This window comes from Streptomyces tirandamycinicus (assembly GCF_003097515.1).
GTDB lineage: Bacteria > Actinomycetota > Actinomycetes > Streptomycetales > Streptomycetaceae > Streptomyces > Streptomyces tirandamycinicus.
In genome coordinates this window covers 1,470,342-1,497,148 of the sequence record NZ_CP029188.1, presented here as the reverse complement: position 1 = coordinate 1,497,148, position 26,807 = coordinate 1,470,342, and the positions used below count along the sequence as shown (strand labels likewise).

Sequence of the window (26,807 nt, the reverse complement as noted above, 5' to 3'; positions counted from 1 at the left end):
GACACAGCGTAACCAGTGCTGGTCCAGACCACCTCGCCGGGGCGGCGGAGGTCCGGACCGCGCCGTCGCGTCCCGGGGGCGGCCTCAGCGAGGGGCGACGAAGAGGCTCTGGGCGCTGCGGCCGATCGGGCCCTTCTCGTCGTGCAGCCGGGCGTCCGCCAGGCCGATGCCGGCCGGGTCGACGCTCGTGCGGGCCTCGACGCAGACCCACTCGCCCGCCGGGTGCCGGTGCAGATGGACCGTCAGGTCGGCGTTGACGAACACATGGCGCTCGAAGTCCAGGACGTTGCTGATGCCGTTGCCGGAGTCGGCGGCGACCAGGACGCGGTCCAGCGGGCGGACCTCCTCGCCCGCGACGAGCGGCATCCGCATCCGCATCCAGCAGGTTCCGGGGCCCTGCTCCCGGAAGGTCCCCTCGGTGAACCGGGTGTCCATGGACGTGTGGTAGCCCACCTCCCACGGCACGGCGAAGAAGGGCGTCTCGGCGGTCTCGCCGGGCGACGGCACCCGGGGTCCCTCGGCGACCGCGGGTCCCGGCTCGTCCAGCGTTCGGACGCGCAGGCCGCGGGCGAACATCACCGGCGCCCCGCCCTCGGGTGTGAGCGCCGCCTCGACGATCTCCACGCCGCGCCCGGCCCGCAGGACGGTCGTCGTCACCTCGAGCGGGTGGATCGGCACGGGGCGGACGATCTCGTACGTCACGCGTGCGAGCCGCATGTCGGCGCGTGCGCCGCGCCGCTCCTCCAGGGCGCGGCCGAGTAGCGCGGCGGGTGGTCCGGCGTGCTGCGATCCGGCGTCCCAGGGGCCGCGGGTGTGCTCGGTCGGCGAGAAGCGGTCCGCGGAGATCCGCTCGTAGAACGCCTGGTGTTCCGCCATGAGGGGCCGCCTCTCGCCGAAGGTAGCTGTACCGGCCACACGCTACCTGCGGGTAACCTTCCGGAACAGCCCCTCGAGGCGACCCCCGAGCCCGGCCCGCGACCTCCGGTCGGCCTGCGGCAGGCACCGCACCGCACCGCACCGCGCCCGCCCCCTCGAGCCGCTTCCTTCCGTCCTCCTTCCGTCCTCCTTCCGTCCTCCTCCCTCCTCCTCCCTCCTCCTCCCTCCTCCTCCCGTCCGTCCCGGCACCCCGCCCGTCGCCCGGTGCCCGCCGCCGTGCTTCACCGGCCCCCTTGTGCGCCCCCTGAACCGGGTGCTCCGCACCTACACTGACGAGCGGTGGACTGCCGTGCGGTGGAGGGTGATTGACGGTGCGTAAGGCGTGGCTCGTCGCGGGCGGGGCCCTCGGGCTCTGTCTGGGCTTCGTCGCCCTGCTCGTCGTCGGGACCTTCTCCGCCGCCGCGGGCCTCGGGGGCGGCGCGAAGGGGGCCGTGGCGCTGGCCAAGGGGGCCGTCCCCGCCGTGTACCAGCCGCTGGTGCAGAAGTGGGGCAACCTGTGCCCGGCCATCAATCCGGCGCTGCTCGCCGCGCAGCTCTACCAGGAGTCCGGCTGGAACCCGCGGGCCCAGAGCCACGCCGCCGCGCAGGGCATCGCCCAGTTCATCCCCGGCACCTGGGCCGCCCACGGCGTCGACGGGGACGGTGACGGGGACCGCGACGTGTGGGACCCCGCCGACGCGATCCCGTCGGCGGCCACGTACGACTGCAAGCTCGCGGGATATGTGAAGAAGGCCCCGGGCGACCCGACGGACAACATGCTCGCCGCGTACAACGCGGGCGCCTACGCCGTGATCAAGTACGGCGGGGTGCCGCCGTACCGGGAGACGCAGAACTACGTGAAGGTCATCCGGACCCTGGAGAAGAGCTTCGCGCGGCCGGTCGGGCGGGTGGAGCCGTCGCGGCAGGCGGCCGGGGCCATCTACTTCGCGCAGCAGAAGCTGGGTACGAAGTACCTCTGGGGCGGCAACGGGACTCCGGAGCAGGGCGGCCGGTTCGACTGCTCGGGCCTGACGCAGGCCGCCTACCGCACCGTCGGGATCGAGCTGCCGCGCGTGGCCAACGATCAGTACAACGCGGGGCCGCACCCGTCGAGGGACGAACTGCTCCCCGGTGACCTGGTGTTCTTCTCCGACGACCTGGCCGATTCACGGGCCATCAGGCACGTCGGGCTGTACGTCGGCGGGGGCTATATGATCAACGCGCCGTACACCGGGGCGGTGATCCGGTTCGACAAGATCGACACCCCGGACTACTTCGGTGCGACGCGGGTGACCAGGGACGGTGCCGAGGCGCTGCCGAGCCCGCCACGGCCCGCCGTCTGACGACCGGCTGACAGGGTGTCGGGCGTGGCCGGACTCTGCGTGCGGCCCTGGCCTGAACTGCGACGACGCATCACTCTTCGATAACGTCATGGTGATCGTTTCGTGGAGAGTGGAACGTACGCGCGGAACGGGTCGTTCCCTGGATCGGAGCAGTACGTACGGACCGCACCGGACACGGGGTCTCGGAACGCGGCGCACACGGGCGTGCGCCGCGACTGGCGACACACAGGCAAGGGGCCGCAGCAGATGGCTGGACTCGCACTCGACGGCGTGAATCCGGATGTCGGTCTGCTCTACGACATCAACGGGCTGGCCCGGTCGGCTCCGGCGTGGTTCGACCGCGTCATGGGGTTCGTCGGCGAGTACGGAATCATGCTCGCGCTCGTCCTCGTGGCGCTGTGGTGCTGGTGGAGCGTGCGCCGGAGCGGCACCCCCGGGGATTCGGTCGCCGCGGTCGCCGCGCTGGTCTGGGCGCCGCTGGCGGCCGGCATCGCGCTGCTGATCAATGTGCCGATCCGCGGTTTCGTGGAACGGCCGAGACCCTTCCTCGACCACCAGGGCCTGGAGGTCCTGGTCGCCGGCAAGACCGATTTCTCGTTCGTCAGCGACCACTCGACGATGGCGATGGCCATCGGCGTCGGGGTGTTCGTCGCCCACCGCCGCTTCGGGTTCGCGGCGATCGGGCTTGCGCTCGCCGAGGGCTTCTGCCGGGTCTACATGGGCGTCCACTACCCGACCGACGTCATCGGCGGATTCGCGCTCGGCACCGCGGTGGTGCTTCTCCTCGCCCCCCTCGCGCAGGCCCTGCTCACCCCGCTGGTGTCGGCGGTGTCCCGCTCGGGGGTCGCGGGCCGGCTCGTACGGTCGCGGCGGGCGGCGACGCCCGAGCAGCAGCACGAGTTCCTCGACATACCCGAACCCGGTGTGCGGCCCGGGCGCAACGACCTGGCGGCCTGAGGGCCGGTAGGGCGAGTCACCCCAGGGCCTTCCAGGTCCCCCCGGTTCTCCCCGGGCCTACGGTTCCCCCCGGTTCAGGTCCCCCCGGTTCCCCGGTTCAGGTCCCCCCGGTTCCCCGGTTCAGGTCCCCCCGGTTCCCCGGTTCAGGTCCCCCCTGCTCGAGCGCGGGCGGCGGGCGGGCGGCCGTGACGCCGCCCGGGCTGAGGACTCCTCAGGCCTCGCCGGGCGCCGCCGACTCGTGCGCCCTCGCGTCCGTACGGGCGCGCTCCCGTGAGCGGCGGGCAGGGCCCGTCCAGCCGCAGGAGCAGCGGGCCAGCGCGAACGAACCCCGCTCGACGGTCGTGGTGTGGTGGTGAGCGGGGCGCACCCTTCCACGGTACCGGTCGTTATGCGGGGCAGCGGCGAGCGTGTTGGGGGTTGACAGGCGATGGTGGTGCAGCAGCACTGGCTCAGGCGCGGCGCGTGTGCCGCCGCCGCCGTGATGGGAGTGTCCGGTACCGCCGGTTGCTCGGGCGGCGGTGACGCCGTCGCCGACGCCCGCGCCGGCGCGGATCCCCTCCTCAGCGTGCAAAAGGCGGCGGACGTGCTGGCCGAGGCCGGTACCGCGAAGGCGCGCACCGCCATGGAGACGGCCGCCGGCGGGACCCGGGTCACCATCCGCGGCGAGGGCGGGTACGACTTCCGGCGGGCCATGGGTCGGCTGCGCGTGGTCCTGCCCAACGACCCGGCCGGCTCCAGCGGCCGGCAGCCGATCACCGAACTGCTCGCTCCCGGCGCCCTGTACATGAAGGACCGCGGTGCCGGGGTGCCACCGGACAAGTGGGTCAGAGTGGACACGACGGCGCTGACGGACGGCAATCTGGTCACCGGCGGGGCGACCGACCCGGCGGCCGCCGCGGAACTGCTGCGCGGGGCGCGGAGTGCGACGTTCGTCGGCCACGTGGAGCTGGCGGGGGTGCGGGTCGCGCACTACCGCGGTGTCACCGACATCGCACACGCCGCACGGGCCGCGTCCGCCCACGCCCGCGGGGCGCTCGCCGCCGCGGCCGAGGGGTTCGACCAGGACGCCGTGTCCTTCGACGCCTATCTCGACTCCGAGGGCCGGCTCCGCAAGGTGCGCCACCAGTTCAGCTTCGCCAACCAGGGCAGAACGGTCGCCGTGGCGTCCACGACCCTGCTGTACGAGTTCGGCGTCCCCGTCGTGGTGCGGCTTCCCGACCGCCGGGACATCTACGCGGGCCGCGTCCGGATGTAGGCACCGGGGGGTCGGTAAATGGTCCGGACGTGCCATGCGCGGTGTGTATCCCGCTCCCTACGCTAGGAAGCCGACACCGGCCGGAAGAGGTGAATGCACGTGGCTCCCGCCAGTACGCCGACGGTCCAGGACCACGTGGCCCTCGCCGAGATCGAGTTGTGCGGTGAGTTGATGATCGCGGCCTCGGCCGCGCCCGGGGAGCGGCTCAGCCCCGACCGTATCGACGAGGTGCTGAACGTCCACGTCGGCATGATCGACACCGAGTGAGGCCGGCCGCGGCCGCGGCCGGCCCTCGGGTGCGGGCGGGGGTCAGGTCCGCAGCATCCGGGCGATCGCCCTGGTGGCCTCCTCGACCTTCGTGTCGATCTCGTCGCCGCCCTTGAGCGCGGCGTCGGCGACGCAGTGGCGCAGGTGCTCCTCCAGCAGCTGCAGCGCGAAGGACTGCAGCGCCTTCGTGGAGGCGGAGACCTGGGTGAGGATGTCGATGCAGTACGTGTCCTCGCCGACCATGCGCTGCAGCCCGCGGATCTGGCCCTCGATCCGGCGCAGCCGCTTGAGGTGCTCGTCCTTCTGCTTGTGGTAGCCGTGGACGCCCTGGTCGTGGCCCGCTTCCTGCTGGGCCGTGACCGGAAGTCCGCCGGCCGTCTCCGTGGTCGTCATCGGTCCTCCCGCAGACCTGTCCGGTATACCCCTCGTGGGTATATGGTACCGATCCCTGATGGTTCGGTCAGGGCCCCGTGCCGGTCTCTCCTGTCGATGGGCGACACTGAGGAGGCGCCGGTTAGCCGTGGCCGGATGATGCGCCTAGCATCAGCCTGGCCCAGACCCAGTACCCCGAGGACCCCACGTGCGATTTCGTCTGACCCCCAGGGAGACGAGCTTCTACGACATGTTCGCCGCGTCCGCGGACAACATCGTGACGGGCTCCAAACTCCTGATGGAACTGCTCGGCGCGGACGGTCCCGCCCGGGCCGAGATCGCGGAGCGGATGCGCGCCGCGGAGCACGCCGGGGACGACGCCACCCACGCGATCTTCCATCAGCTGAACTCCTCGTTCATCACGCCCTTCGACCGTGAGGACATCTACTCCCTCGCGTCGTCGCTGGACGACATCATGGACTTCATGGAGGAGGCCGTCGACCTGGTCGTCCTCTACAACATCGAGGAGCTGCCGAAGGGCGTCGAGCAGCAGATCGAGGTGCTGGCACGGGCCGCGGAGCTGACCGCGGAGGCCATGCCGCACCTGCGGACGATGGACAACCTCACCGAGTACTGGATCGAGGTGAACCGCCTGGAGAACCAGGCGGACCAGATTCACCGCAAGCTGCTCGCGCACCTCTTCAACGGCAAGTACGACGCCATCGAGGTGCTCAAGCTCAAGCAGATCGTCGACGTGCTCGAGGAGGCCGCGGACGCGTTCGAGCACGTGGCCAACACGGTGGAGACCATCGCGGTCAAGGAGTCCTGAGCGGACGTGGACACCTTTGCGCTGGTCGTGACCATCGGGGTCGCGCTCTTCTTCACGTACACCAACGGCTTCCACGACTCGGCGAACGCGATCGCCACCTCCGTGTCGACGCGTGCCCTGACGCCTCGCGCCGCCCTGGTCATGGCCGCCGTGATGAACCTCGCGGGCGCCTTCCTCGGCAGCGGGGTCGCCAAGACGGTGAGCGAGGGCCTGATCGCGACACCCAGCGGCGACCGGGGCATGGGCATCCTGTTCGCGGCGCTGGTCGGTGCGATCAGCTGGAACCTGATCACCTGGTACTTCGGTCTGCCGTCGTCGTCCTCGCACGCCCTCTTCGGCGGCATGGTGGGGGCGGCGCTGGCCGGCGGCACCGAGGTCATCTGGGGCGGGGTGCTCGACAAGGTCGTCATTCCGATGTTCGTGTCGCCGCTGGTCGGCCTGGTCGCCGGCTACCTCGTGATGTGCGCGATCATGTGGATGTTCCGGCGGGCCAACCCGGCGAAGGCGAAGCGGGGCTTCCGTATAGCGCAGACCGTGTCCGCGGCGGGAATGGCCCTGGGCCACGGCCTCCAGGACGCGCAGAAGACCATGGGAATCGTGGTGATGGCCCTGGTCATCGCCGATGTCGAGGACTACGGCGACCCCATTCCGGTGTGGGTGAAGGTCGTCTGCGCGGTGATGCTGTCGCTCGGCACCTACGCGGGCGGCTGGCGGATCATGCGGACGCTCGGGCGCAAGATCATCGAACTGGACCCGCCGCAGGGGTTCGCGGCGGAGACGACCGGTGCGTCGATCATGTTCGGCTCGGCGTTCCTCTTCCACGCGCCGATCTCCACGACGCATGTGATCACCTCGGCGATCATGGGTGTCGGGGCGACGAAGCGGGTGAACGCGGTGCGCTGGGGTGTCGCGAAGAACATCGTGATGGGCTGGTTCATCACCATGCCGGCCGCGGCGCTCGCCGCGGCGCTGAGCTTCTGGATCGTGAACCTGGCGTTCGGCTAGCCGGTACCGCGAGACATCACCGCAGCGTGCGCCGCGTCCCGTTCCGGGGCGCGGCGTTTCGCTGCCGCGCCGGTAGTGTGCCGGTCCGGTGGCGGGCGGGTCGTCCCGGGCGTGCGCCCACAGGCCGGGCGCGTATGGACGCACACACCTGCGCGCGGGCACGTGCGGGTGCCCCGGACGCGGGATGCGGGATATGGGATGCCGTATGCCGTATGCCGTATGCCGTATGCCGCATGCGGGATGCCGCATACCGCATACGGGATACGGGATGCGGGATGCCGGACGGCTGACGCCCGGTGCGCGGAAGCGGGCCCCGTACCCCCGGGGGACGGTACGACGTCGGCCCCCGCTCGGGATGAGAGGGGGCCGACCGTTCGCCCTGCGGTGGCACCGCCATGCAGCACCGCGGGGCAGTAGGGGGTGCTCAGCCGAAGCGGCCCGAGATGTAGTCCTCGGTCGCCTGGACGGACGGGTTGGAGAAGATCCGCTCCGTCTCGTCTATCTCGATGAGCCTGCCGGGCTGTCCGACCGCCGAGAGGTTGAAGAACGCGGTGCGGTCGGAGACGCGTGCCGCCTGCTGCATGTTGTGCGTCACGATGACGATCGTGAAGCGCTCCTTGAGCTCGCCGATCAGGTCCTCGATCGCCAGCGTGGAGATCGGGTCGAGCGCCGAGCAGGGCTCGTCCATCAGCAGGACGTCGGGCTCGACCGCGATCGCGCGGGCGATGCACAGACGCTGCTGCTGGCCGCCGGAGAGGCCCGAGCCGGGCTTGTTCAGGCGGTCCTTGACCTCGTTCCAGAGGTTCGCGCCGCGCAGCGAGCGCTCGACGACGTCGGCGAGCTCGTTCTTCTTGTACGAGCCGTTCAGCCGCAGGCCCGCCGCCACATTGTCGAAGATCGACATGGTGGGGAACGGGTTGGGGCGCTGGAACACCATGCCGACGGTGCGCCGTACCGCGACGGGGTCGACGTCCCTGCCGTACAGGTTCTCGTCGTCCAGCATCACCTTGCCCTCGACGCGGCCACCGGGGGTGACCTCGTGCATGCGGTTCAGGGTGCGCAGGAACGTCGACTTGCCGCAGCCGGAGGGGCCGATGAAGGCCGTCACCGAGCGGGGCTCCACGGTCATCGAGATGTCCTCGATCGCCTTGTGGGAGCCGTAGAAGGCGGACAGTCCGCTGATGTCGATTCGCTTGGCCATTACTCAGTCACTTCCAAATCGCCGCGCGCTCAGCGGCCGGTCTTCGGGGCCTTCCAGCGGGCGATGCCGCGGGCCACCAGGTTGAGGATCATGACGAAGGCGATCAGTACGAGGGCGGCGGCCCAGGCGCGGTCGTACGACGCCTCGCTGCCGACCCGGTACTGCTCCCAGATGTAGAAGGGGAGCGAGGACTGGGCGCCTTCGAAGGGGTTGGTGTTGATCAGCTGGCTGCCGAAGACGAGCAGCATGATCGGGGCGGTCTCACCCGCGATACGGGCGACGGCCAGCATCACACCGGTCGAGATGCCGCCGACGGCGGTCGGGATGACGACCTTGGTGATCGTCCGCCACTTCGGGACGCCGAGGGCGAGGGAGGCCTCGCGCAGCTCGTTCGGGACGAGCTTGAGCATCTCCTCGGTGGACCGGACCACGACCGGGATCATCAGGATGGTGAGGGCCAGCGAGCCCATGAACCCGGACGGGGACCAGCCGGCCAGCAGCATGATCGAGAGGATGAAGAGACCGGCGACGATCGACGGGATACCGGTCATGACGTCGACGAAGAAGGTCACGGCCCTGGCCAGGTTCCCCTTGCCGTACTCGACCAGGTAGACGGCGGTCAGCAGGCCGATGGGCACGGAGATCAGGGTCGCGAGACCGACCTGCTCCAGGGTGCCGATCAGCGCGTGGTAGACGCCGCCGCCGGGCTCGAAGCCGGGGACGCCGGCCATCGAGTGGGTGAGGAAGTAGCCGTCGAGGGCCTTCATGCCGCGGCTGACCGTCACCCAGATCAGGGAGAGCAGCGGGACGACGGCGAGGACGAAGCACACCCAGACGACGCTGGTGGCGAGGCGGTCCCTGGCCTGGCGGCGGTTCTCGACGGCCGAGGTGGTCGTGTACGAGATGGCCACGAACAGCAGGGCGGAGATCAGGCCCCACTGGACCCGGCTCTCCCAGCCGGCGGCCATGCCTATGCCGCAGCCGAGGGCGACGGAGACGATCGCGAAGGCGGGCTGGGCCCAGCGGGGGAGTCCGCGGCGGCTCAGGGTGTTCTTCCGGCGCGGTGCGGGGGCGTCGGTGCGGGTGTCCTTGACGGTTGCGTGGCTCATCAGGCGTTCGCCCCCGAGTATTCCTTGCGGCGCGCGATGATCAGCCGTGCGGCGCCGTTGACCAGCAGGGTGAGCACGAAGAGGACCAGACCGGAGGCGATCAGGGCGTCCCGGCCGAACTGGTTGGCCTCGTCGAACTTCGCGGCGATGTTCTGGGCGAACGTCCCGCCGCCCGGGTCGAGGATGTGGAGCGAGATGAGGAAGCTCGGGGAGAGCACCGTGGCGACGGCCATCGTCTCGCCGAGCGCGCGGCCGAGGCCGAGCATCGAGGCGGAGATGACGCCGGAGCGGCCGAAGGGGAGCACCGACATGCGGATGACCTCCCAGCGGGTCGCGCCGAGCGCGAGCGCGGCCTCCTCGTTCATCCGCGGGACCTGGAGGAAGACCTCACGGCTCACGCTGGTCACGATCGGCAGGATCATGATGGCGAGCAGGATGCCGACGGTGAACAGGGAGCGGGCGACGCCGACCTCGGTCTTGTCGAAGATGTACGTCCAGCCCAGGTACTCGTCCAGCCAGAGGTTCAGCCCTCCCAGGTACGGGACGAGGAACAGGGCTCCCCAGATGCCGTAGATGATCGACGGGACGGCGGCCAGCAGGTCGACCACGTAGGCGAGCGGGGCGGCTATCCGGCGGGGCGCGTAGTGGGAGATGAAGAGGGCGATGCCGACCGCGATGGGGACCGCGATGGCCATCGCGATGATCGAGCTCACGACGGTGCCGAAGAGCAGGACCGCGATGCCGAAGACCGGCGGGTCGCCCGCCGGGTTCCAGTCGAAGGTGGTGAGGAAGTTGCCTTCGTCCTTGGAGATGGCGAGGGCGGCGCGGTAGCTGAGGAACACGGCGATGGACGCCATGATCGCGAGTAGCAGGATGCCCGATCCACGGGAGAGGCCAAGGAAGACCTTGTCCCCCACGCGGCCGGTGGACGCGGCGCGGCGCGAGGCGGCCGGGGGTGCCGGCGGTGTCTCTGTGGGTGTGGTGGAAGCCATGATCTTTCCGGTCTGGGTGGGGGAAGGGCCCGCGGGTCGCGGTTCCCCTGGCGGCGGTGCACCGGAGGGTGACGGTGGGGAGGCCGGCCCGGAGTGGCGCTCCGGGCCGGCCTCCGCCGTCGCGGAAGCCGGTCGGTTACGAGAGGCCGTTGATGGTCTCGCGCACCTTGGCGTTGATCTCGGTCGGGATCGGGGCGTAGCCGGCGTCGGTGAGGATCTTCTGGCCCTCGTCCGAGGCCGTGTAACCGAGGAAGGACTTGACCGTGTCGAGCGACTCGGGCTTGTTGCCGGTGTCGCAGACGACCTCGTAGGTCACCAGGACGAGCGGGTAGGCGCCCTCGGCCTTGGTGGTGTAGTCGAGGTCGAGCGCCAGGTCCTTGCCGGTGCCCTTGATCTTGGCGGCGGCGATGGCCTTGGACGCGTTCTCGGAGGTGGCCTCGGCCGGCGCGGAGGCGCCGGTGTCGATCGAGACCGCCGGGATGTTCTGGGACTTGGCGTAGGAGAGCTCGAAGTAGCCGATGGCGCCCGGGACCTGCTTGACCTGGGCCGCGACACCGGAGGAGCCCTGGGCCGCCTGGCCGCCCGGGGCGGGCCACTTCTTCTCGGCCTCGTACTTCCAGTCGTTCGGGGCAGCCTTGCCGAGGTACTTGCCCAGGTTCTGCGTGGTGCCGGAGTCCTCGGAGCGGTGGAAGGCCTGGATGGTGGTCTCGGGGAGCTTGACGCCCGGGTTCAGCTTGGCGATCGCCGGGTCGTTCCACTTCTTGATCTTCGTGTCGAAGATCTTGGCGACGGTCGGGGCGTCCAGGACCAGGCTGTCCACGCCGGGCAGGTTGTAGCCGATGGCGATCGGGCCGCCGACCATGGGCAGGTTGATGCCCTGGCCGGACTTGCACACCTTCTTGGACTCCTCGACCTCGTCGGGCTTCAGCGCGGAGTCGGAGCCGGCGAAGCCGACGGTGCCCTGGTTGAAGGCGACGATGCCCTCACCGGAGGAGGAGGACTTGTAGTTGACCTCCACGCCGGTGCAGGCGGCCATGTAGTTCTTGACCCACAGGTCCATCGCGTTCTTCTGGGCACTGGAGCCGGAGGCCATCAGCTGGCCCTTGGCGTCGTCGCACTTGATGTTCGACGCGGCGGCCTTCTTCTCGCCCGCGCTGCCGCTGCCGCCGGTGTTGTCGTCCGAACCACACGCCGTGAGGACCAGGGCGCCGGACACGGCGAGGGCACCGAGCGCGGTGGCGCGAAGCCCGTTCTTGCGCTGAAGCTTCACTTTCGGGTGTTCCTTCCAGAAGCCGCCGGGTCGCGGTCGGGGACTCGTCCGTCCTCGTCGTTCTACGGCGGCGCGTGTCGGGGTGGTGGTGCGGCACTCTGCCGGGCACCGGGTAGGCCCGAAATTAGGCAGATCAGGTGAAGCCGCCGACGGGGGGTGGTGAACGGGAGGTGAACCCTGCCGGACAAAGAAGTTCCGCCTTTATCGGGGCGTGACCTGCGGGCCGGCGGGCACCGCGGGGCGGGTCCCGGCCGGGGGTGGCGAGGGGGTTCCCGTGCCGATCCCCGCGATCTTCCCCCACGGCGTTCCCAGCGGTGTTACCCGCGGTGTTCCCGCGGTCTTCCCCACGGCCTTCTTCGCGGCTTCCTCCGTGGGGGCCGGGGACGGTGGTGGGCCGGGTGGCGAGGGGCCTCCCCGCGGAACGCGGCTGCACGGCGAGTGCGGCGCGGAGTCCGCGGTTCGGCGGGTGGCGAGGGGGTTTCCGTGCGGCGCGAGGTCCCTGGTCAGCGGGTGCCGAGGGCCTTCAGCAGCGCGTCGACGAGGGTCCGGTCACGGGGCTCGGTGATCCGGCGGCGGGCGGCGTCCGGGGGCAGCCAGGCGATGCGGTCCACCTCGCGTCCGGGGGTGAACCGCCCCGGCGCCGGGGCCTCGGCGGCCCAGTAGCTGACCTGCTTGGGGCGGCCGTCCACGAGGTAGCGGACCGTCGGCAGGACCGGGCCCGGAACCCCCTGGTGGCCGGTCTCCTCGCGGACCTCGCGCAGCGCTCCCTCCAGTGCCTGCTCGCCCTGCTTGAGCTTGCCCTTCGGGTGTGACCAGTCGTCGTAGCGGGGGCGGTGGACCAGGCAGATCTCGATGGTCCCGGGCGTCCGCGGGGAGCGGCGCCACAGGACGCAGCCGGCCGCGAGGACGGTGCCGTGCGGGGCGGTGCTCACGGCGCGGCCAGCGCGTGCTCGTCACGTGGCCCGTCGGGCCCGTGGGCTACTTCCTGCCAGGCCCGCTGGAAGGCGAAGCGGGCGGCTTCGACCTCGTGGCGCTGGTCGGCGTGGAGCACGCCGAGGGCGTACGCGGTGGCCGGCGCGATACGGGGCGTGCGCGCCGCGGTGGCGGCCGCTGCCGCGGCCTCGGCGGCGTCGCGGTGCCGGTCCAGGGCGCGGCCCGCGGTGACCAGCCGCCGGCCGGGGCCGGTGCCGCCGCGGGCGTGCAGCACCTCCTGGGCGTACGCGTGCAGCCGCAGCAGATGCCGCACCTGGTGCCAGGGCGCGTCCTGGGCCTCGCCGGCGGAGGCGGTGGCGAGGCCGTGGACCAGGGCTTCGGCGTTGTACGGGTGGGCCGCACGGGCCAGCGGCAGCGCGGTGACCGCGTCCAGCAGCCTGCGCTCGGCGATCTCCGCGTGCGCCGCGAGGGCGGCGCCGGGCGCACCGGCGGTCGCGGCCAGCGGCACCTCGGAGGCGAGCAGCGCGACGGCGTCCGCGACCGCGTGGAACCGCGAGGAGCCCAGCGCCTGGAGTGCGGCGGAGTGGGCCCGGGTGCGGCCGAGGGTCAGCTGCCGTTCCAGCAGCGCCCCGGCGCGGGCGCCGCCGACGGTGAGGGCGCCGCGCCGCCCGGCGGCCGGGGCTGCCCCCGATGCAGGTGCAGGTGCGGGGTCGGCCCCCGATGCAGGTGCAGGTGCCGGGTCGGCCCCGGTGTCCTCCGGCGTCGGACGGCCCTCCGCCCGCCCGGGCGTTGCGGGGCCGCCGGCCGAGGTCCGGGCCGCCGGCACCGGCTGGGTGCCGGAGAGCCGGGCCAGGGCGTCGAGCAGCCGGGTCAGCCGGGCCGTGCAGGCGTGCTCCTCGGCGAGTACTCCGGAGAGCCAGGCGAGTTCGGTGCGCAGCTGGTCCGCCCAGGCCGGATCGAGCAGGGCCCGGAAGGTGTGGAGTGTGCCGCGGATGCGGTGCGCGGCCCCCCGCAGGGTCCGGGCGGCGTCCGCCGCACCGTGGGTGTCCGCGCCGCACTCGCCGTGCAGCCGCAGACCGCGGAGGAAGTCGCCGGCCTGCTTCTGCAGGTATCCGGCCAGGACCTGGTCGGCGCCGGCCGCTCGAGGCGCCGGGGGGAGGTCATGGTTGTGCACGCCGGCGCCTCCGGGCGTCTATGAGCATCTCCTGGACGTGCCGCAGCGGCTGCCCGTCCCCGTCGGTCGAGTGGCGGGTCCACTCGCCGTCCGGGCCGAGGTGCCAGGACGAGGTGGAGTCGGACATACCGGACTCCATGAGCCGGGTCAGGGCCGCGCGGTGGGCCGGGTCGGTGACCCGGACGAGTGCCTCGATGCGGCGGTCGAGGTTGCGGTGCATCATGTCCGCGCTGCCGATCCACACCTCGGGTTCGCCGCCGTTGCCGAAGGCGAAGATCCGCGAGTGCTCCAGGAAGCGCCCGAGGACGGAGCGGACCCGTATGTTCTCGGACAGGCCCGGTACGTCGGGCCGGATCGCGCAGATCCCGCGGACCCAGACGTCGACCGGCACACCGGCCTGCGACGCGCGGTAGAGGGCGTCGATGATCGTCTCGTCGACCATCGAGTTGACCTTGATGCGGACGTACGCGGGGCGCCCGGCCCGGTGGTGGACGATCTCCTTGTTGATCCGGGCGACGAGCCCGTCGCGCAGCGACTTCGGGGCGACGAGCAGCCGGCGGTAGGTCTCGCGGCGCGAGTAGCCGGAGAGCCGGTTGAACAGGTCGGAGAGGTCGGCGCCGACCTGCGGGTCCGCGGTCAGCAGGCCGAGGTCCTCGTACAGCCGGGCGGTCTTGGGGTGGTAGTTGCCGGTCCCGACGTGCGAGTAGCGGCGGAGGGTGTCCCCTTCCTGCCGCACCACGAGCGACAGCTTGCAGTGGGTCTTCAGGCCGACGAGCCCGTAGACCACGTGGCAGCCGGCCTCCTCCAGCTTGCGGGCCCACTTGATGTTGGCCTGCTCGTCGAAGCGGGCCTTGATCTCGACGAGGACCAGGACCTGCTTGCCGGACTCGGCGGCGTCGATCAGCGCGTCCACGATCGGCGACTTGCCGGAGGTCCGGTACAGCGTCTGCTTGATCGCCAGGACGTCGGGGTCGGCCGCCGCCTGCTCCAGGAAGGCCTGGACCGACGTGGAGAAGGAGTCGTACGGGTGGTGCAGCAGCACGTCCCGCTCGCGCAGCGCCGCGAAGATGTCGGGCGCCGACGCCGACTCGACCTCGGCGAGGTCGCGGTGGGTGCCGGCGATGAACTTCGGGTACTTCAGCTCGGGACGGTCCAGCGAGACGATCCCGAACAGGCCGGTCAGGTCCAGCGGTCCGGGCAGCGGGTAGACCTCGGACTCGGAGATCTTCAGCTCCCGGACCAGCAGGTCCAGCACGTACGGGTCGATGGACTCCTCGACCTCCAGCCGGACCGGCGGGCCGAAGCGGCGGCGCAGCAGTTCCTTCTCCAGGGCCTGGAGCAGGTTCTCGGCGTCGTCCTCCTCGACCTCCAGGTCCTCGTTCCTGGTCACCCGGAACATGTGGTGCGCGAGCACCTCCATGCCGGGGAAGAGCTCCTCCAGGTGCGCCGCGATGACGTCCTCGAGCGGCACGTACCGCTGCGGCGAGGCCTCGAGGAAGCGGGACAGCAGCGGCGGCACCTTCACCCGGGCGAAGTGGCGGTGGCCGCTGACCGGGTTGCGGACGACCACGGCGAGGTTCAGCGACAGGCCCGAGATGTACGGGAAGGGGTGGGCGGGGTCCACGGCCAGCGGGGTGAGGACGGGGAAGATCTGCTGGCGGAACAGGGTGAACAGGCGGGCCTGCTCCTTCTCCGTCAGCTCCGGCCACCGGATGAGGTGGATGCCCTCGTCGGCGAGGGCCGGGGCGACGTCCTGCTGGAAGCAGGCGGCGTGCCGGGCCATGAGCTCGCGGGAGCGGTTCCAGATCAGCTCCAGCACCTCGCGGGGCTGGAGTCCGGAGGCGGAACGGGTCGCGACGCCGGTGGCGATGCGGCGCTTCAGTCCGGCCACCCGGACCATGAAGAACTCGTCCAGGTTCGAGGCGAAGATCGCGAGGAAGTTCGCCCGCTCGAGGAGCGGTGTGGTGGGGTCCTCGGCGAGCTCCAGGACCCTCTCGTTGAACGCGAGCCAGCTGCGCTCGCGGTCCAGGAAGCGGCCCTGGGGCAGCTCGGCGCCCTCCGCCTCGCCTTCGTAGGCGTCGAGGTCGGCGTCGATGTCGGGCTCCAGGTCGGAGACCGCGGCGGACACCGCGTGGGGGCGGTGCGCGGCGATGGAGCCGACGGACGGCTGGGCGTTCTGGACCGGTACCTCGGCGGGCTGCTGGCTCATGGACCCATTGTTCCGCGCAAAGGGGTGACCGGGCGCGCCGGAGCGGGTCCCGGAGGGGTGGGAACGCCCGTTCCGCGGGGCGGGGGGCACAGCGGGCTGCATTCCGTGAGGGTCGCAAGGGTCGCTGAATGGCCGGTAACGAGAACATGACGTCCGGGGTACCCCCGCGCGCCTCATCTGTCATGCCCACCGCCCGAGCGGATGCGGCGGCCCCACCGTCCGCCACGGCCGTGCGTGCGGGTCGCGGTCGGCCGCGGCGGCTCGGACCCGTTCGCCGCCTGCCACGCCCGCCCGGACGCGGAGCCGTCGGGCGGGTGTGGCGGCGCGGCAACCGCGAGCCCCGGCCTACTCGCCGGCGTTCGTCGGGACGCCGGTGCGCCGCGCGGCCCGGCGACGGCGCAGGCGGTCGCCGATCTCACCCAGAATGATCACGAGCAGCGCGAAGGCCGCGCAGCCCGGGAGATCCGCGGGTTGACCGGTTACCAGGCCGAGCAGCCACAGCGCGGCGGTGAGGAACGCCCACCACGCCGCCCAGGCGCCGAGAAGAGGCCACCGGACTCTCGTCAGCGCCGCACGGGCGGCGTGCGCCGCCCGCCGCCGGCCGGAAGACGCATGCCGTCCCGGCCCGTTCCACAGGCCCAGCCGCTTCAGTCTGCGCTGCCGGCCCCTCTCGGCCATCGCGGTGAGGGAGAAGAGCAGGCCCCCGACCGCCCCGCCGAGCAGCGCGATGAGCGCGTCCGTGAGCCCCTCGCCCGGGGATACGCCCAGGAGGAAGAGGGCGAAGGCCGCGGACGCGTACAGACCCAGAGCGATCGGGTGACGTGCCGCCCACCTCTGCGGCCGGGTCGGAGCGCGCTGACCCCCGAGAGCACGGTCCACCGACCAGAAGACGTCCGCCGCCGACCGCCCCCACTTCGCCATGGGGAGGAGGGTACGGCAGGAGCCGTCCGCCGAGGCGCCCGCCGCCGAGTCTGCCGTACGGCCGGTTCGTCCCCGCGCTGCGTCCGGTTCGTCCGGTGCCGAACGTCTGTCAGGTTCGTCCCTGCGGTCCGGCCGGCTCGTCCGAGCCGGCCGTCTGGCAGGTTCGTCCGAGCCTGCGGTCCGTTCGGTTCGCCGCTGCGGTCCCTGCGGTCCCTGCGGTCCGTTCGGTGCCGGACGGTGCCGGCGGTTCGGTTCGCGCGGAGCGGCCCCGCGACCCCGCGGCCCCGCGGCCCATCCCGCTCGTGCGGGCGGCTCAGGTCTCCGTGCGGTACATCAGGTCCACCTCGTGCGTGGTGAACCCGAGCCGCTCGTACACCCGCAGGGCCGCCGGGTTGTCCGCGTCGACGTACAGCATGGCCGTCGGCACTCCCTGCGCCGCGAGATGGCGCAGTCCGATCGCGGTCAGGGCCTTGCCGAGGCCCGTGCCCTGGGCGTCGGGGCGGATGCCGAGCACGTACACCTCGCCGAGCTGGTCCTCGGCGTGCAGCTTCGTCCAGTGGAAGCCCACGATCTCGCCCCCGCGCTCGGCGAGGAAGAAGCCCTTGGGGTCGAACCAGGCCTCCTCCTTGCGGTCGTCGAGGTCGCGCTGGGTGATCGAGCCCTGCTCGGGGTGGTGGGCGAAGGCGGCCGCGTTGACCGCGAGCCAGGCGGCGTCGTCCCGGCCGGGGACGAAGGTGCGGACCGTCACACCATCCGGAAGGACCGGTTCCGGAATGTCGAGCGGGCTCAACGGGCGCCGCAGCTGCCGCAGTTCACGGAACAGGGTCAGGCCCAGCACCTGGGCGAGATGGCGGGCGGCGGACTTGCCGCCGTGCGCCCACATCCGCAGCCGCTTGCCGGACGCCCCGAGCAGCGCGTTGCCCAGGGCCCGGCCGTGGCCGCGGCCGCGGTGCGCGGGGTGGACGACCAGCTCGGCGGCGGGGGCCTCCACCGGGTCGGTTCCTTCCAGTTGGGCGTACCCGCGGAGGTCCCCGGCGACGGTGAGCACGAAGTGCCGTACGCCCTCGCGCCGGCCGTGGCGCAGATACAGCCGGCCCTGTTCCGATACGGCCTGTACCCCGTCGGCGCGGGCGGCGACGGACAGCATGCCGAGCACGTCGTCGGCCAGCTCGGGGGTGAGCTCGTCGAGCGTCTTGATCTGCCGGCCGGGCTCGATGGCGGCGGGAGCTGCGTCAGTCATACGACGAGGGTACGGCGCCCGGCCGAACCCGATCGGATACCAGCTCGTAACCCGCTACCCCCTGTCGCGCTACGCGCGTTGACTCTAGGCTGCCCGGCTGAGGACAGTCGTTTCACGCTGAACTGACAAGGGGACAGATGTCAGCGACATCGCACCAGAGGCGCCGCCGCGTACTCGCGGCCGCCGCCGGACTGACCACCGTCGGCGCACTGGTCGCCGCGATGCCCGCGGGGGCTCACGACCGCGGCCAGGGGCACGGCCACGACCACGGATACGGTTACGGCCGCACCGTCGACGTCCAGCTGCTGTCCTTCAACGACCTGCACGGCAACCTTCAGCCGCCCGCCGGCTCGGCGGGCCGGGTCACCCACACCAACGAGGACGGCACCACCCGCACCATCGACGCGGGCGGCGCCGAGTACCTCGCCACGCATCTGCGCGAGGCCCGCAAGGGCAACCGGTACTCGATCACCGCCGCCGCCGGCGACATGGTCGGTGCCTCGCCGATGCTCTCCGGCCTCTTCCACGACGAGCCGACCATCGAGGCGCTGAACAAGCTGAAGCTCGATGTGACCTCGGTCGGCAACCACGAGTTCGACGAGGGGGCCCGGGAGCTCGCCCGGCTGCAGAACGGCGGCTGCCACCCGGTCGACGGGTGCTACGAGAAGAAGGCCAACGGCAAGCCGAAGACCTTCCGCGGCGCGGACTTCCCGTACCTCGCGGCCAACGTCACCGACGAGAAGTCCGGCCGTCCGCTCCTGGACCCGTACTTCGTCTGGGAGAAGAACGGGGTGCGGATCGGCTTCATCGGCGTCACCCTGGAGGGCACCCCGAACATCGTCAGCGCCGAGGGCATCAAGGGCCTGAAGTTCGGCGACGAGATCGAGACGATCAACAAGTACGCCAAGGTGCTGGAGCGCAAGGGTGTGAAGTCGATCGTCGCGCTGCTGCACGAGGGCGGTGCGCCGGCCTCCGGCTCGTACAACTACGACTGCGACAGCCCCGGTCCGGGCGACGGCATCTCCGGCCCGATCGTCGACATCGCCAAGAACGTCAGCCCGCAGGTCGACGCGCTGGTCACCGGCCACACCCACCAGGCGTACGCGTGCACCATCCCGGACCCGTCCGGCAAGCCGCGCACGGTCACCTCGGCCGCGTCGTTCGGCAAGCTCTACACCGACACGACGCTCACCTACGACCGCCGCACCCGCGACATCGTGCGCACGTCCGTCGCGTCCGCCAACCACGTCGTCACCCGTGACGTGCCCAAGGCCGCGGACATGACGCAGCTGATCGACCGCTGGAACGCGCTGGCCGCGCCGATCGCCAACAGGCCCGTCGGCTACATCTCGGCGGACATCGAGAACCCCGCCGACCTGCCCGAGCGCCCGGCCGGCAACCTGATCGCGGACGCGCAGCTGGAGGGCATGGCCCCGGCCGACAAGGGCGGCGCGCAGCTCGCGCTGATGAACCCGGGCGGCATCCGTGCGGGTCTGGTCCACAAGGCGTCCGGCAGCGAGGGCGACGGCGTCGTGACCTACGGCGAGGCGTTCACCGTGCAGCCGTTCACCAACATGATGACGGCGGTCGACCTCACCGGCGCCCAGCTGATCACCGCGCTGCAGCAGCAGGTCAGCGGCTCCAACCAGGCCGCGCCGAAGATCCTCCAGGTCTCGGAGGGCTTCACCTACACCCTGGACATGACGAAGACCGGTGCCGACCGGATCGTGACGGACTCCGTGCGGCTGAACGGTGAGCCGATCGACCCGGCGAAGACCTACCGCGTCGCGATGAACGAGTTCCTCGCGGGCGGCGGCGACGGCTTCGCGGTGCTGAAGGAGCACAAGAACAAGCTGGTGGGCGCGTCCGACCTGGACCTGCTCACCGCCTACTTCGCCGCGCACTCCAGCCCGGGCGCCCCGCTGGCGCCGCCGGCCACGGGCCGGATCACGGTCGTCAGGTGACCGGCTGAGCCAGGCGCACGCCGGGCGGGCGCCGGGCGAGCGCCGAGCCGAGCGCCGAGCGAGCGCCGGTCGAGTACAGAGGGGCGGCGGACCGCGGGTCCGCCGCCCCTCCGCGCTTCCCCCGGTTTCGTCCGGCTCATTTCCTGTCATGGGCATGTCTGCAATCATCCCGGTGCCGACCGCGACCCCCCACATCGCGGAGGCCGACCAAGGAGACGGCGAGCATGTCCCTCAGCACACGGTCCTTGACCAGACGTGGTTTCCTCACGGGCGCGGCGGTGGCCTCCGCGTCCGTCCTCATCGGCGCACCGGCCCCGGCCGCGGCCGCGCCGCGGAGGGCGCTCGGCCCGCGGGACTGGATGGCCGGTCTCGACGACGCCAGGGCGCTGCGGACGCTCACCATCCCCGGCACCCACGACTCCGGCGCCCGCTTCGGCGGCCCCTGGTCGGAGTGCCAGAACACGACCATCGCGCAGCAACTGGACTCGGGGATCCGGTTCCTGGACGTACGCTGCCGGGCCATCGACGGCTCGTTCGCCATCCACCACGGGCCGTCCTACCAGCACATGATGTTCGGCGACGTCCTCATCGCCTGCCGCGACTTCCTGCGCGCCCACCCCTCGGAGACCGTCCTGATGCGGGTGAAGCAGGAGTACTCGGGAGAGAGCGACGCCGCGTTCCGCGCCGTCTTCGACGACTACCTCGACGCACGCGGCTGGCGCGCGCTGTTCCACATCGGCGACTCCCTCCCCGCCCTCGGCCGGGCGCGCGGAAAGGTCGTCCTGATCGCGGACAACGGCGGGCTGCCCGGCCTGAAGTGGTGGGACGGCGCGGTCTTCGACACCCAGGACGACTGGAACGCCCCGCCGTGGGACAAGTACCCCAAGGTCGTGGCGCATCTGCGCAAGGCGGCGGAGCAGCCGGGCAGGGTGTTCGTCAACTTCGTCAGCACCTCGGCCTATCTGCCGCCGCGGTGGAACTCCGACGACCTCAACCCCCGCGTCCACCGCTTCCTGGACGGTACGGCGAGCGGCTGGAAGGGCCTCGGAATCGTCGTGCTCGACTTCCCGAACACCCGGTCAGGGCTGGTCGACTCGCTCATCCGGCACAACTGACGGCACCTCCGGCGGAGGGTCCGGCGCCCCCGGCAGGCGGATCACCGCCACGGTGCCGCCGCCCTCCGCCGGACGCAGCTCCACCTCCCCGCCCGCCTGCCGCACGGTCCTGGCCACGATGGACAGCCCCAGGCCGGAGCCGGGCAGCGCACGGGCGGACGGGGAGCGCCAGAACCGCTCGAAGACATGGGGGAGTTCCTCCGGCGGCACCCCGGGGCCGTGGTCGCGCACCGTCAGCACCCCGCGGTCCAGCTCCACCTCGACCGCCCCGCGCGGCGGCGAGAACTTCACCGCGTTGTCCAGGACATTGACGACGGCCCGCTCCAGCGCCGCGGGCTCGGCCCGTACGTACCAGGGCCGCAGCTCGGCCTCGATCCTCAGCTCCGGGCCGCGCAGCCGGGCCCGCCGCAGCGCGGTCCGGGTGATCTCGTGCAGCGCGACGACCTGGACCGGGCCGGGCGCCGCGCTGTCCGGCCGGGACAGCTCCTGCAGATCGCCGATCAGCGCGGCCAGCTCGGACATCTGCGCCCTGACGGAGGCCAGCAGCGCCGCCCGGTCGCCCGGCGGCAGGGCCCGGCCCGTCTGCTCGCTGCGGACCAGCAGGTCGATGTTCGTCCGCAGCGAGGTCAGCGGGGTGCGCAGCTCGTGGCCGGCGTCCGCGATGAGCTGGGCCTGCCGGTCGCGGGAGGACGCCAGCGCGGCGGTCATCTGGTTGAAGGAGCGCGAGAGCCGGGCGATCTCGTCCTCGCCCTCCACCGGGATCCGCACGGTCAGGTCCTCGGTGCGGGCCACGTGCTCGACGGCGTCGGTGAGCCGGTCGACGGGCTTGAGACCGGTGCGGGCGACCCACAGGCCGGCGGCTCCGGCGGCGACGACCCCGGCGCCGGCGAGGAAGGTGAGCAGGAGGGCGAGCCGGTTCAGGGCGGTGTCGATCTCGTGGAGCGGCCGGGCGACCATGACGGCGGCCTGCTGGCCCCGCACCGGCCTGGACACGGTGTGGACCCGCACGTCGTCGCCGTCGTCCGTGGTGCCGCCGTGCAGTGCGTCCTTCCGCAGCCCCTGCGCCACGGCGAGGTCGGCGGACTTCACCTTCACCGGCTCCGTGTAGGGGGTGACGCACCGGGTGCCGTCGGGGAAGAGGACCTGGACGTACGCGAAGGCCCGCGCGTCGTCGGGCGCCCTGGCGGGTGTCCGGCACGCCGCCAGCGCGGTCGCGACCGAATCGGGAGGCGCGCTGGTGTTCCGCAGCGAGGTGTCGAGCTCGTCGCGCAGCTGTGCCCGGGCCAGCAGCCAGCAGGCGACGGCGACCGCGGCGACGGCGGCCGCCACGGCCGTCGCCGTCAGCAGCGCGAGCCGTGACCGCAGCGGCAGGGCGCGGAATCTGCGGATCACTCCGGGGACCCCTCCCGCAGGGCGTAGCCCACTCCCCGGACGGTGTGGACCAGCCGCGGCTCACCGGCGGCCTCGGTCTTGCGGCGCAGATACATCACGTAGACGTCCAGCGAGTTGGAGCTCGGCTCGAAGTCGAAGCCCCAGACGGTCTTCAGGATCTGCTCACGGGTCAGCACCTGCCTGGGGTGCGCCAGGAACAGCTCCAGCAGGGTGAACTCGGTACGGGTCAGTTCGACCCGGCGCGGTCCGCGGGTGACCTCGCGGGTGACCAGGTCCATCCGGAGGTCCGCGAACGACAGCACCTCGCCGGACTCCCCGCCGCCGGACCCGGAGGCGGCGTACGAGCTGCGCCGCAGCAGTGCCCTGATCCGCGCCAGCAGCTCGTCCAGCTCGAACGGCTTCACCAGGTAGTCGTCGGCCCCGGCGTCGAGGCCGGTGACGCGGTCGCCGACGGTGTCGCGTGCGGTCAGCATCAGGATCGGCAGGGTGGAGCCGGCGGAGCGCAGCCGGCGTGCCGCGGTCAGTCCGTCCATGCGCGGCATCTGGACGTCCAGGACGACCAGGTCCGGCCGGTAGGACTCCACCTTGCCGAGCGCGTCGGCGCCGTCGACGGCGACTTCGGTGGAGTACCCCTCGAAGGCGAGGCTGCGCTGGAGCGCCTCGCGCACGGCGGGCTCGTCGTCGACGACGAGGATGCGCCCGCCGTCGTCCGGTGTGGAGGTCATGGCCCCAGCCTCGCACGCGCTCAGGCGCCGCCGCCCGAGCGCAGGGTGTCCAGGTCGGCCTTGACGGTGTCGATGGGGATGGCGAACCCGAGGCCGACGCTGCCCGCGGTCGAGCCGCTCGCGGAAGTCGGCGAGTACATGGCGGAGTTGATGCCGATGATCTCCCCGTTCATGTTGATCAGCGCACCGCCGGAGTTGCCGGGGTTGAGGGAGGCGTCGGTCTGGATGGCCTGGTAGGTGGTCTTGGAGTCGCCGGTGTCGCCGTTGAACTCCCGGCCGCCGAACTCGAAGGGCCAGTTCCCCCGCGGGTCCTGCCACCCCTGGCCCTGTCCCTGCCCCTGCCCTTGTTCCTGCCCCTGGCCCTGCCCCTGTCCGCCGTCCTTGGCGACGGTCACGTCCCGGTCGAGGGCCGAGACGATGCCGCTGGTCACGGTGCCGGTGAGGCCCTCGGGGGAGCCGATCGCGACGACCTCGTCGCCGACCTTCACCTTGCTCGAGTCGCCGAGGGCGGCCGCCTTCAGGCCTTCGGCGCCCCGCAGCCCGATCAGCGCCAGGTCCTTGTCGGGGTCGGTGCCGACGACGTCCGCGGTGTACGTCCGGCCGTCGCTGAGCCGGACGTTGACGGTGTCCGCGCCGGCGATCACATGGTTGTTGGTCACGATCTCGCCGTCCGAGGTGATGATCACGCCAGAGCCGGTGGACTGGCCGGAGCCGGACGAGGCGTTGATCTCCACGATGCTGGGCGAGACGGCCTCCGCGACACCCGCGACGGTGCCCTTGCCGCTCTGGGACACCGTGGTTCCGTTGACGGCCACGGAGGCGCCGGGCGCGCTCCCGGCGGTGAACCGCTCCACCAGCGTCGCCGCCCCGCCGCCGACGGCCGCTGCGACGATCGCCACGGCCGCGATCAGCGCGACGGGCCGCCTCGCACGGGCCCGGTGGCCGGGCGCGGACGCCGCGGGGGCGTGCGGGGGCGGCGGCGGGTACGCCCCGTCGCCGGGGCCCGGGTACGGGGACGGGCCCGTCTCCGGGCCCGAGGACGGGTACGGGGGCGGGTACGAGTACGGGTGGGCGTGGTCGGGTTGGGTGCCGTCGTCTCCGCCGCTGCGGTGGTGGTGGTCCGTCATGGTGAAGACTGTCGGGCCCGTACATGAGAGGGCGCTGAGGACGCCCTGAGAAGCCCGGCAGAAGCCTGTATGCCCCATATAAAGGCAGTCTCCAGGGAGGGGTGGGGCGCGATGCGCCCCGTCCGGGCGGGGGACGGTCCTCGCCGTGAGCTCGGCCTTTGCCACCCCTCGGACGGGAGACGGTCCTCGCCCTGAGGTCGGCCTTCGCCGTGCCCGGACGGGAGAGGGCGCCTGCCGTGAGGTCAGCCTTCGCAGCCGCAGGAGCGGCGCACGATCAGCGCCGAGGGGAACAGCTTGACCCGCTCCCGCCGCGATCCGACCACCCGCAGACCGTCGTCCAGCACCAGGTCCACCGCCGCGCGTGCCATCGCCGGACGGTCGGAGGCGACGGTCGTCAGCGGCGGATCGGTCAGCGCGGCCTCCTTGACGTCGTCGAAGCCCGCCACCGCGAGCTCACCGGGGACGTCGATCCGCAGCTCACGGGCCGCCCGCAGGACGCCGATCGCCTGGTCGTCCGTCGCGCAGAAGATCGCCGGAGGCCGCTCGGGGCCGGACAGCAGCTCCAGGGCCAGGCGGTAGGCGTCGTAGCGGTTGTACGGCGCCGAGAACAGGCGGCCCTCCGTGGACCGCCCGGACTCCAGCATCGCCCGCCGCCAGCCCTCGACGTGGTCGGCCACCGGGTCGCCCACCGCCGGGGTCTCCTCGACCCCGCCGAGGCACGCCACATACGGGTGACCGTGCTCCAGCAGGTGCCGTGTCGCGAGCTGCGCACCGCCGATGTCGTCCGTGACGACGGCGACGTCGTCGATCGCCTCGGGGCGCTCGTGGAGCAGCACCACCCGGGCGTCCCAGGCCTCGATCTCCGCCGCGGCCCGCTCGCTCGGGCCCTGGCTGACCAGGATCAGACCGGCGACCCGCATGCCGAGGAAGGCCCGCAGGTAGTGGACCTCGCGCTCGTCGCGGTAGTCCGAGTTGCCGACCAGGACCATCTTTCCGCGGTCGGCCGCGGCCCGCTCCACCGCGTGCGCCATCTCCGCGAAGAACGGCTGCCGGGCGTCCGGCACGATCATGCCTATGAGATCGGTGCGCCGCGAGGCCATCGCCTGCGCGACCCGGTCGGGCCGGTAGCCCAGCTCCTTGATCGCGGCGAGTACGCGCTCGCGCGTGGCCGGTGCGACCGGCCGGGGTCCGTTGTTGATGACATAGCTGACGACCGCGGTCGAAGTACCCGCCAGTCGCGCCACGTCGTCCCGCGTCACCTTGGCCACGCGCGCAGTCTACGCGTGGTGACCTACCTCTGGGCAGGGCGTACGGCCGCCTCGACGGCCTCGACCTCCTCGATCATGCCCGCGGCCGGGGCGGTGGCTGCGGCGGCGGCTGCGGCGGACGCCTTCTTCGCCTTCGCTGCGGCGGTCTCCTCCGCCGAGCGCTCGGCCTTCTCCGGTGTGACGAAGCGGTAGCCCACGTTGCGCACGGTCCCGATGAGGGACTCGTGCTCGGGGCCGAGTTTGGCGCGCAGCCGCCGTACGTGGACGTCGACCGTGCGCGTGCCGCCGAAGTAGTCGTAGCCCCAGACCTCCTGGAGGAGCTGGGCCCGGGTGAAGACCCGGCCGGGGTGCTGGGCCAGGTACTTCAGCAGTTCGAACTCCTTGAAGGTCAGGTCCAGGACCCTGCCCTTCAGCTTCGCGCTGTAGGTCGCCTCGTCGACGGACAGGTCACCGTTGCGGATCTCCATGGGGGAGTCGTCGGAGGTGAGCTGCTGGCGGCCCATCGCCAGCCGGAGCCGGGCCTCCACCTCGGCGGGGCCGGCGGTGTCCAGCAGCACGTCGTCGATGCCCCAGTCGGCGGTGACGGCCGCGAGACCGCCCTCCGTGACGACGAGGACCAGCGGGCAGCCGGGCCCGGTGGAGCGGAGCAGCTGGCAGAGGCTGCGCACCTGGGGAAGGTCGCGCCGCCCGTCGACCAGGATCACGTCGGCTCCCGGGGTGTCGACGAGGGCCGGGCCCTCCGCCGGGGCGACGCGTACGTTGTGGAGCAGCAGGCCGAGGGCGGGGAGCACCTCCGTGGACGGCTGGAGGGCGTTGGTGAGGAGCAGCAGAGAGCTCATCGCGTCCCACCTGCCCCGGTCGTCGCCCCTGTCCGGGCCGTTGCCCCTGTCCGGGTGGTCGTTTCTCGGTCGTGCACGGTTCGCTCGCCCATTACGTCGGTTCCTCCTCGTCCCTGCGAGAGGGGGTACCTCCCACGCCCGAAGACCGCGGGGGAGTGTGCGGCAACTGCTTCCTGCCCGGCCGCGGTCCCCCGCGCCCCGGGGTTCCGCGATCGTCTCGTTCACCTGTCTGTAACAACGGCCTGCAAACACAAAAGGACCCGGGGGCTACGTCGCCCGGATCCTCTGCCAAGCAGAATAGCCCACATGACTTCCGAGCCGGAGGCCCGATTTCACAGTGTGGATGTTTCCTCGATCACCCCGGGACTCCTGCGCGCAACGCTGA

25 protein-coding genes are annotated in these 26,807 nt (G+C 71.9%); 8 read left to right on the top strand and 17 right to left on the bottom strand.

Going from position 1 to position 26,807, the window contains the following annotated elements:
* Positions 1–84: 84 nt before the first annotated feature.
* Positions 85–876: a thioesterase family protein gene (locus tag DDW44_RS06660; protein WP_108905845.1), complete on the bottom strand. Its 792-nt coding sequence runs from the start codon at positions 874–876 to the stop codon at positions 85–87.
* A gap of 371 nt (positions 877–1,247) precedes the next feature.
* Between DDW44_RS06660 and DDW44_RS06655 the strand changes: the two genes are divergently transcribed.
* Together DDW44_RS06655 and DDW44_RS06650 are read left to right on the top strand one after the other, a co-directional pair.
* Positions 1,248–2,258: a C40 family peptidase gene (locus DDW44_RS06655; RefSeq protein WP_018889456.1), complete on the top strand. Its 1,011-nt coding sequence runs from the start codon at positions 1,248–1,250 to the stop codon at positions 2,256–2,258.
* A gap of 246 nt (positions 2,259–2,504) precedes the next feature.
* Positions 2,505–3,215, top strand: a complete 711-nt coding sequence (locus tag DDW44_RS06650; RefSeq protein WP_108905844.1) for a phosphatase PAP2 family protein — start codon at positions 2,505–2,507, stop codon at positions 3,213–3,215.
* A 211-nt stretch (positions 3,216–3,426) separates the two neighbouring features.
* On the opposite strand, the gene DDW44_RS31975 is transcribed toward DDW44_RS06650, so the two are convergent.
* On the bottom strand, positions 3,427–3,582 hold the full coding sequence (locus DDW44_RS31975) for a hypothetical protein (RefSeq protein WP_166802736.1): 156 nt from the start codon (positions 3,580–3,582) through the stop codon (positions 3,427–3,429).
* Positions 3,583–3,642: 60 nt separating this feature from the next.
* Here DDW44_RS31975 and DDW44_RS06645 point away from each other — a divergent pair, with 60 nt between their 5' ends.
* Together DDW44_RS06645 and DDW44_RS31970 are read left to right on the top strand one after the other, a co-directional pair.
* Positions 3,643–4,470, top strand: a complete 828-nt coding sequence (locus DDW44_RS06645) for an SCO4651 family lipoprotein (protein WP_108905843.1) — start codon at positions 3,643–3,645, stop codon at positions 4,468–4,470.
* Between the two features lie 99 nt (positions 4,471–4,569).
* A complete protein-coding gene (locus tag DDW44_RS31970) occupies positions 4,570–4,737 on the top strand; it encodes a hypothetical protein (RefSeq protein WP_166802735.1) in 168 nt (55 codons plus the stop codon).
* 42 nt (positions 4,738–4,779) lie between these two features.
* Here the strand turns inward: DDW44_RS31970 and DDW44_RS06640 are convergent, their stop codons facing one another.
* Complete coding sequence (locus DDW44_RS06640) at positions 4,780–5,130, bottom strand: metal-sensitive transcriptional regulator (protein WP_017945899.1); 351 nt, start codon at positions 5,128–5,130, stop codon at positions 4,780–4,782.
* A 187-nt stretch (positions 5,131–5,317) separates the two neighbouring features.
* Between DDW44_RS06640 and DDW44_RS06635 the strand changes: the two genes are divergently transcribed.
* Complete coding sequence (locus DDW44_RS06635; protein WP_027731940.1) at positions 5,318–5,938, top strand: DUF47 domain-containing protein; 621 nt, start codon at positions 5,318–5,320, stop codon at positions 5,936–5,938.
* A gap of 6 nt (positions 5,939–5,944) precedes the next feature.
* Positions 5,945–6,943, top strand: coding sequence for an inorganic phosphate transporter (locus DDW44_RS06630; protein ID WP_108905842.1), 999 nt, complete (start codon positions 5,945–5,947; stop codon positions 6,941–6,943).
* A gap of 424 nt (positions 6,944–7,367) precedes the next feature.
* Here the strand turns inward: DDW44_RS06630 and pstB are convergent, their stop codons facing one another.
* The 9 genes from pstB to mshD all read right to left on the bottom strand — a co-directional run bounded on the left by pstB (position 7,368) and on the right by mshD (position 17,992).
* On the bottom strand, positions 7,368–8,144 hold the full coding sequence (gene pstB, locus DDW44_RS06625; protein ID WP_017945902.1) for a phosphate ABC transporter ATP-binding protein PstB: 777 nt from the start codon (positions 8,142–8,144) through the stop codon (positions 7,368–7,370).
* A 29-nt stretch (positions 8,145–8,173) separates the two neighbouring features.
* Positions 8,174–9,253 (bottom strand): phosphate ABC transporter permease PstA, encoded by a 1,080-nt coding sequence (pstA, locus tag DDW44_RS06620; protein WP_018889460.1) that lies wholly within the window; start codon positions 9,251–9,253, stop codon positions 8,174–8,176.
* Entirely contained in the window at positions 9,253–10,245 is a 993-nt protein-coding gene (gene pstC, locus DDW44_RS06615) for a phosphate ABC transporter permease subunit PstC (protein ID WP_017945904.1), read from the bottom strand. Before pstC ends, pstA begins: the two co-directional genes overlap by 1 nt.
* A gap of 136 nt (positions 10,246–10,381) precedes the next feature.
* The gene (pstS, locus tag DDW44_RS06610; protein ID WP_108905841.1) at positions 10,382–11,515 is read right to left on the bottom strand and encodes a phosphate ABC transporter substrate-binding protein PstS; all 1,134 of its coding nucleotides are present in this window, start codon (positions 11,513–11,515) and stop codon (positions 10,382–10,384) included.
* Between the two features lie 503 nt (positions 11,516–12,018).
* Positions 12,019–12,447 carry an NUDIX hydrolase gene (locus tag DDW44_RS06605; protein WP_108905840.1) on the bottom strand — a complete coding sequence of 143 codons (429 nt, stop codon included), beginning with the start codon at positions 12,445–12,447 and terminating at the stop codon, positions 12,019–12,021.
* A complete protein-coding gene (locus DDW44_RS06600) occupies positions 12,444–13,622 on the bottom strand; it encodes a CHAD domain-containing protein (protein WP_108905839.1) in 1,179 nt (392 codons plus the stop codon). Before DDW44_RS06600 ends, DDW44_RS06605 begins: the two co-directional genes overlap by 4 nt.
* The gene (locus DDW44_RS06595) at positions 13,609–15,831 is read right to left on the bottom strand and encodes an RNA degradosome polyphosphate kinase (protein ID WP_018889463.1); all 2,223 of its coding nucleotides are present in this window, start codon (positions 15,829–15,831) and stop codon (positions 13,609–13,611) included. The genes DDW44_RS06600 and DDW44_RS06595 overlap by 14 nt, the downstream gene beginning before the upstream one ends.
* 345 nt (positions 15,832–16,176) lie before the next feature.
* Positions 16,177–16,752, bottom strand: a complete 576-nt coding sequence (locus DDW44_RS06590; protein WP_108905838.1) for a hypothetical protein — start codon at positions 16,750–16,752, stop codon at positions 16,177–16,179.
* A 313-nt stretch (positions 16,753–17,065) separates the two neighbouring features.
* Positions 17,066–17,992: a mycothiol synthase gene (mshD, locus tag DDW44_RS06585; RefSeq protein WP_018889465.1), complete on the bottom strand. Its 927-nt coding sequence runs from the start codon at positions 17,990–17,992 to the stop codon at positions 17,066–17,068.
* Between the two features lie 137 nt (positions 17,993–18,129).
* Here mshD and DDW44_RS06580 point away from each other — a divergent pair, with 137 nt between their 5' ends.
* Positions 18,130–19,956, top strand: coding sequence for a bifunctional metallophosphatase/5'-nucleotidase (locus DDW44_RS06580; protein WP_108905837.1), 1,827 nt, complete (start codon positions 18,130–18,132; stop codon positions 19,954–19,956).
* A 224-nt stretch (positions 19,957–20,180) separates the two neighbouring features.
* Positions 20,181–21,071: a phosphatidylinositol-specific phospholipase C gene (locus DDW44_RS06575; protein ID WP_108905836.1), complete on the top strand. Its 891-nt coding sequence runs from the start codon at positions 20,181–20,183 to the stop codon at positions 21,069–21,071.
* Here the strand turns inward: DDW44_RS06575 and DDW44_RS06570 are convergent.
* The 5 genes from DDW44_RS06570 to DDW44_RS06550 all read right to left on the bottom strand — a co-directional run bounded on the left by DDW44_RS06570 (position 21,036) and on the right by DDW44_RS06550 (position 26,422).
* Positions 21,036–22,463 carry a sensor histidine kinase gene (locus DDW44_RS06570; protein WP_108905835.1) on the bottom strand — a complete coding sequence of 476 codons (1,428 nt, stop codon included), beginning with the start codon at positions 22,461–22,463 and terminating at the stop codon, positions 21,036–21,038. The genes DDW44_RS06575 and DDW44_RS06570 overlap by 36 nt on opposite strands.
* Positions 22,460–23,188, bottom strand: coding sequence for a response regulator transcription factor (locus DDW44_RS06565; RefSeq protein WP_017945914.1), 729 nt, complete (start codon positions 23,186–23,188; stop codon positions 22,460–22,462). The genes DDW44_RS06570 and DDW44_RS06565 overlap by 4 nt, the downstream gene beginning before the upstream one ends.
* Before the next feature lie 20 nt (positions 23,189–23,208).
* Positions 23,209–24,315, bottom strand: coding sequence for a S1C family serine protease (locus tag DDW44_RS06560; RefSeq protein WP_108905834.1), 1,107 nt, complete (start codon positions 24,313–24,315; stop codon positions 23,209–23,211).
* A 242-nt stretch (positions 24,316–24,557) separates the two neighbouring features.
* Positions 24,558–25,583 (bottom strand): LacI family DNA-binding transcriptional regulator, encoded by a 1,026-nt coding sequence (locus tag DDW44_RS06555; protein WP_017945916.1) that lies wholly within the window; start codon positions 25,581–25,583, stop codon positions 24,558–24,560.
* Positions 25,584–25,606: 23 nt separating this feature from the next.
* Positions 25,607–26,422 (bottom strand): response regulator transcription factor, encoded by an 816-nt coding sequence (locus DDW44_RS06550; RefSeq protein ID WP_018889471.1) that lies wholly within the window; start codon positions 26,420–26,422, stop codon positions 25,607–25,609.
* Positions 26,423–26,807 lie beyond the last annotated feature (385 nt).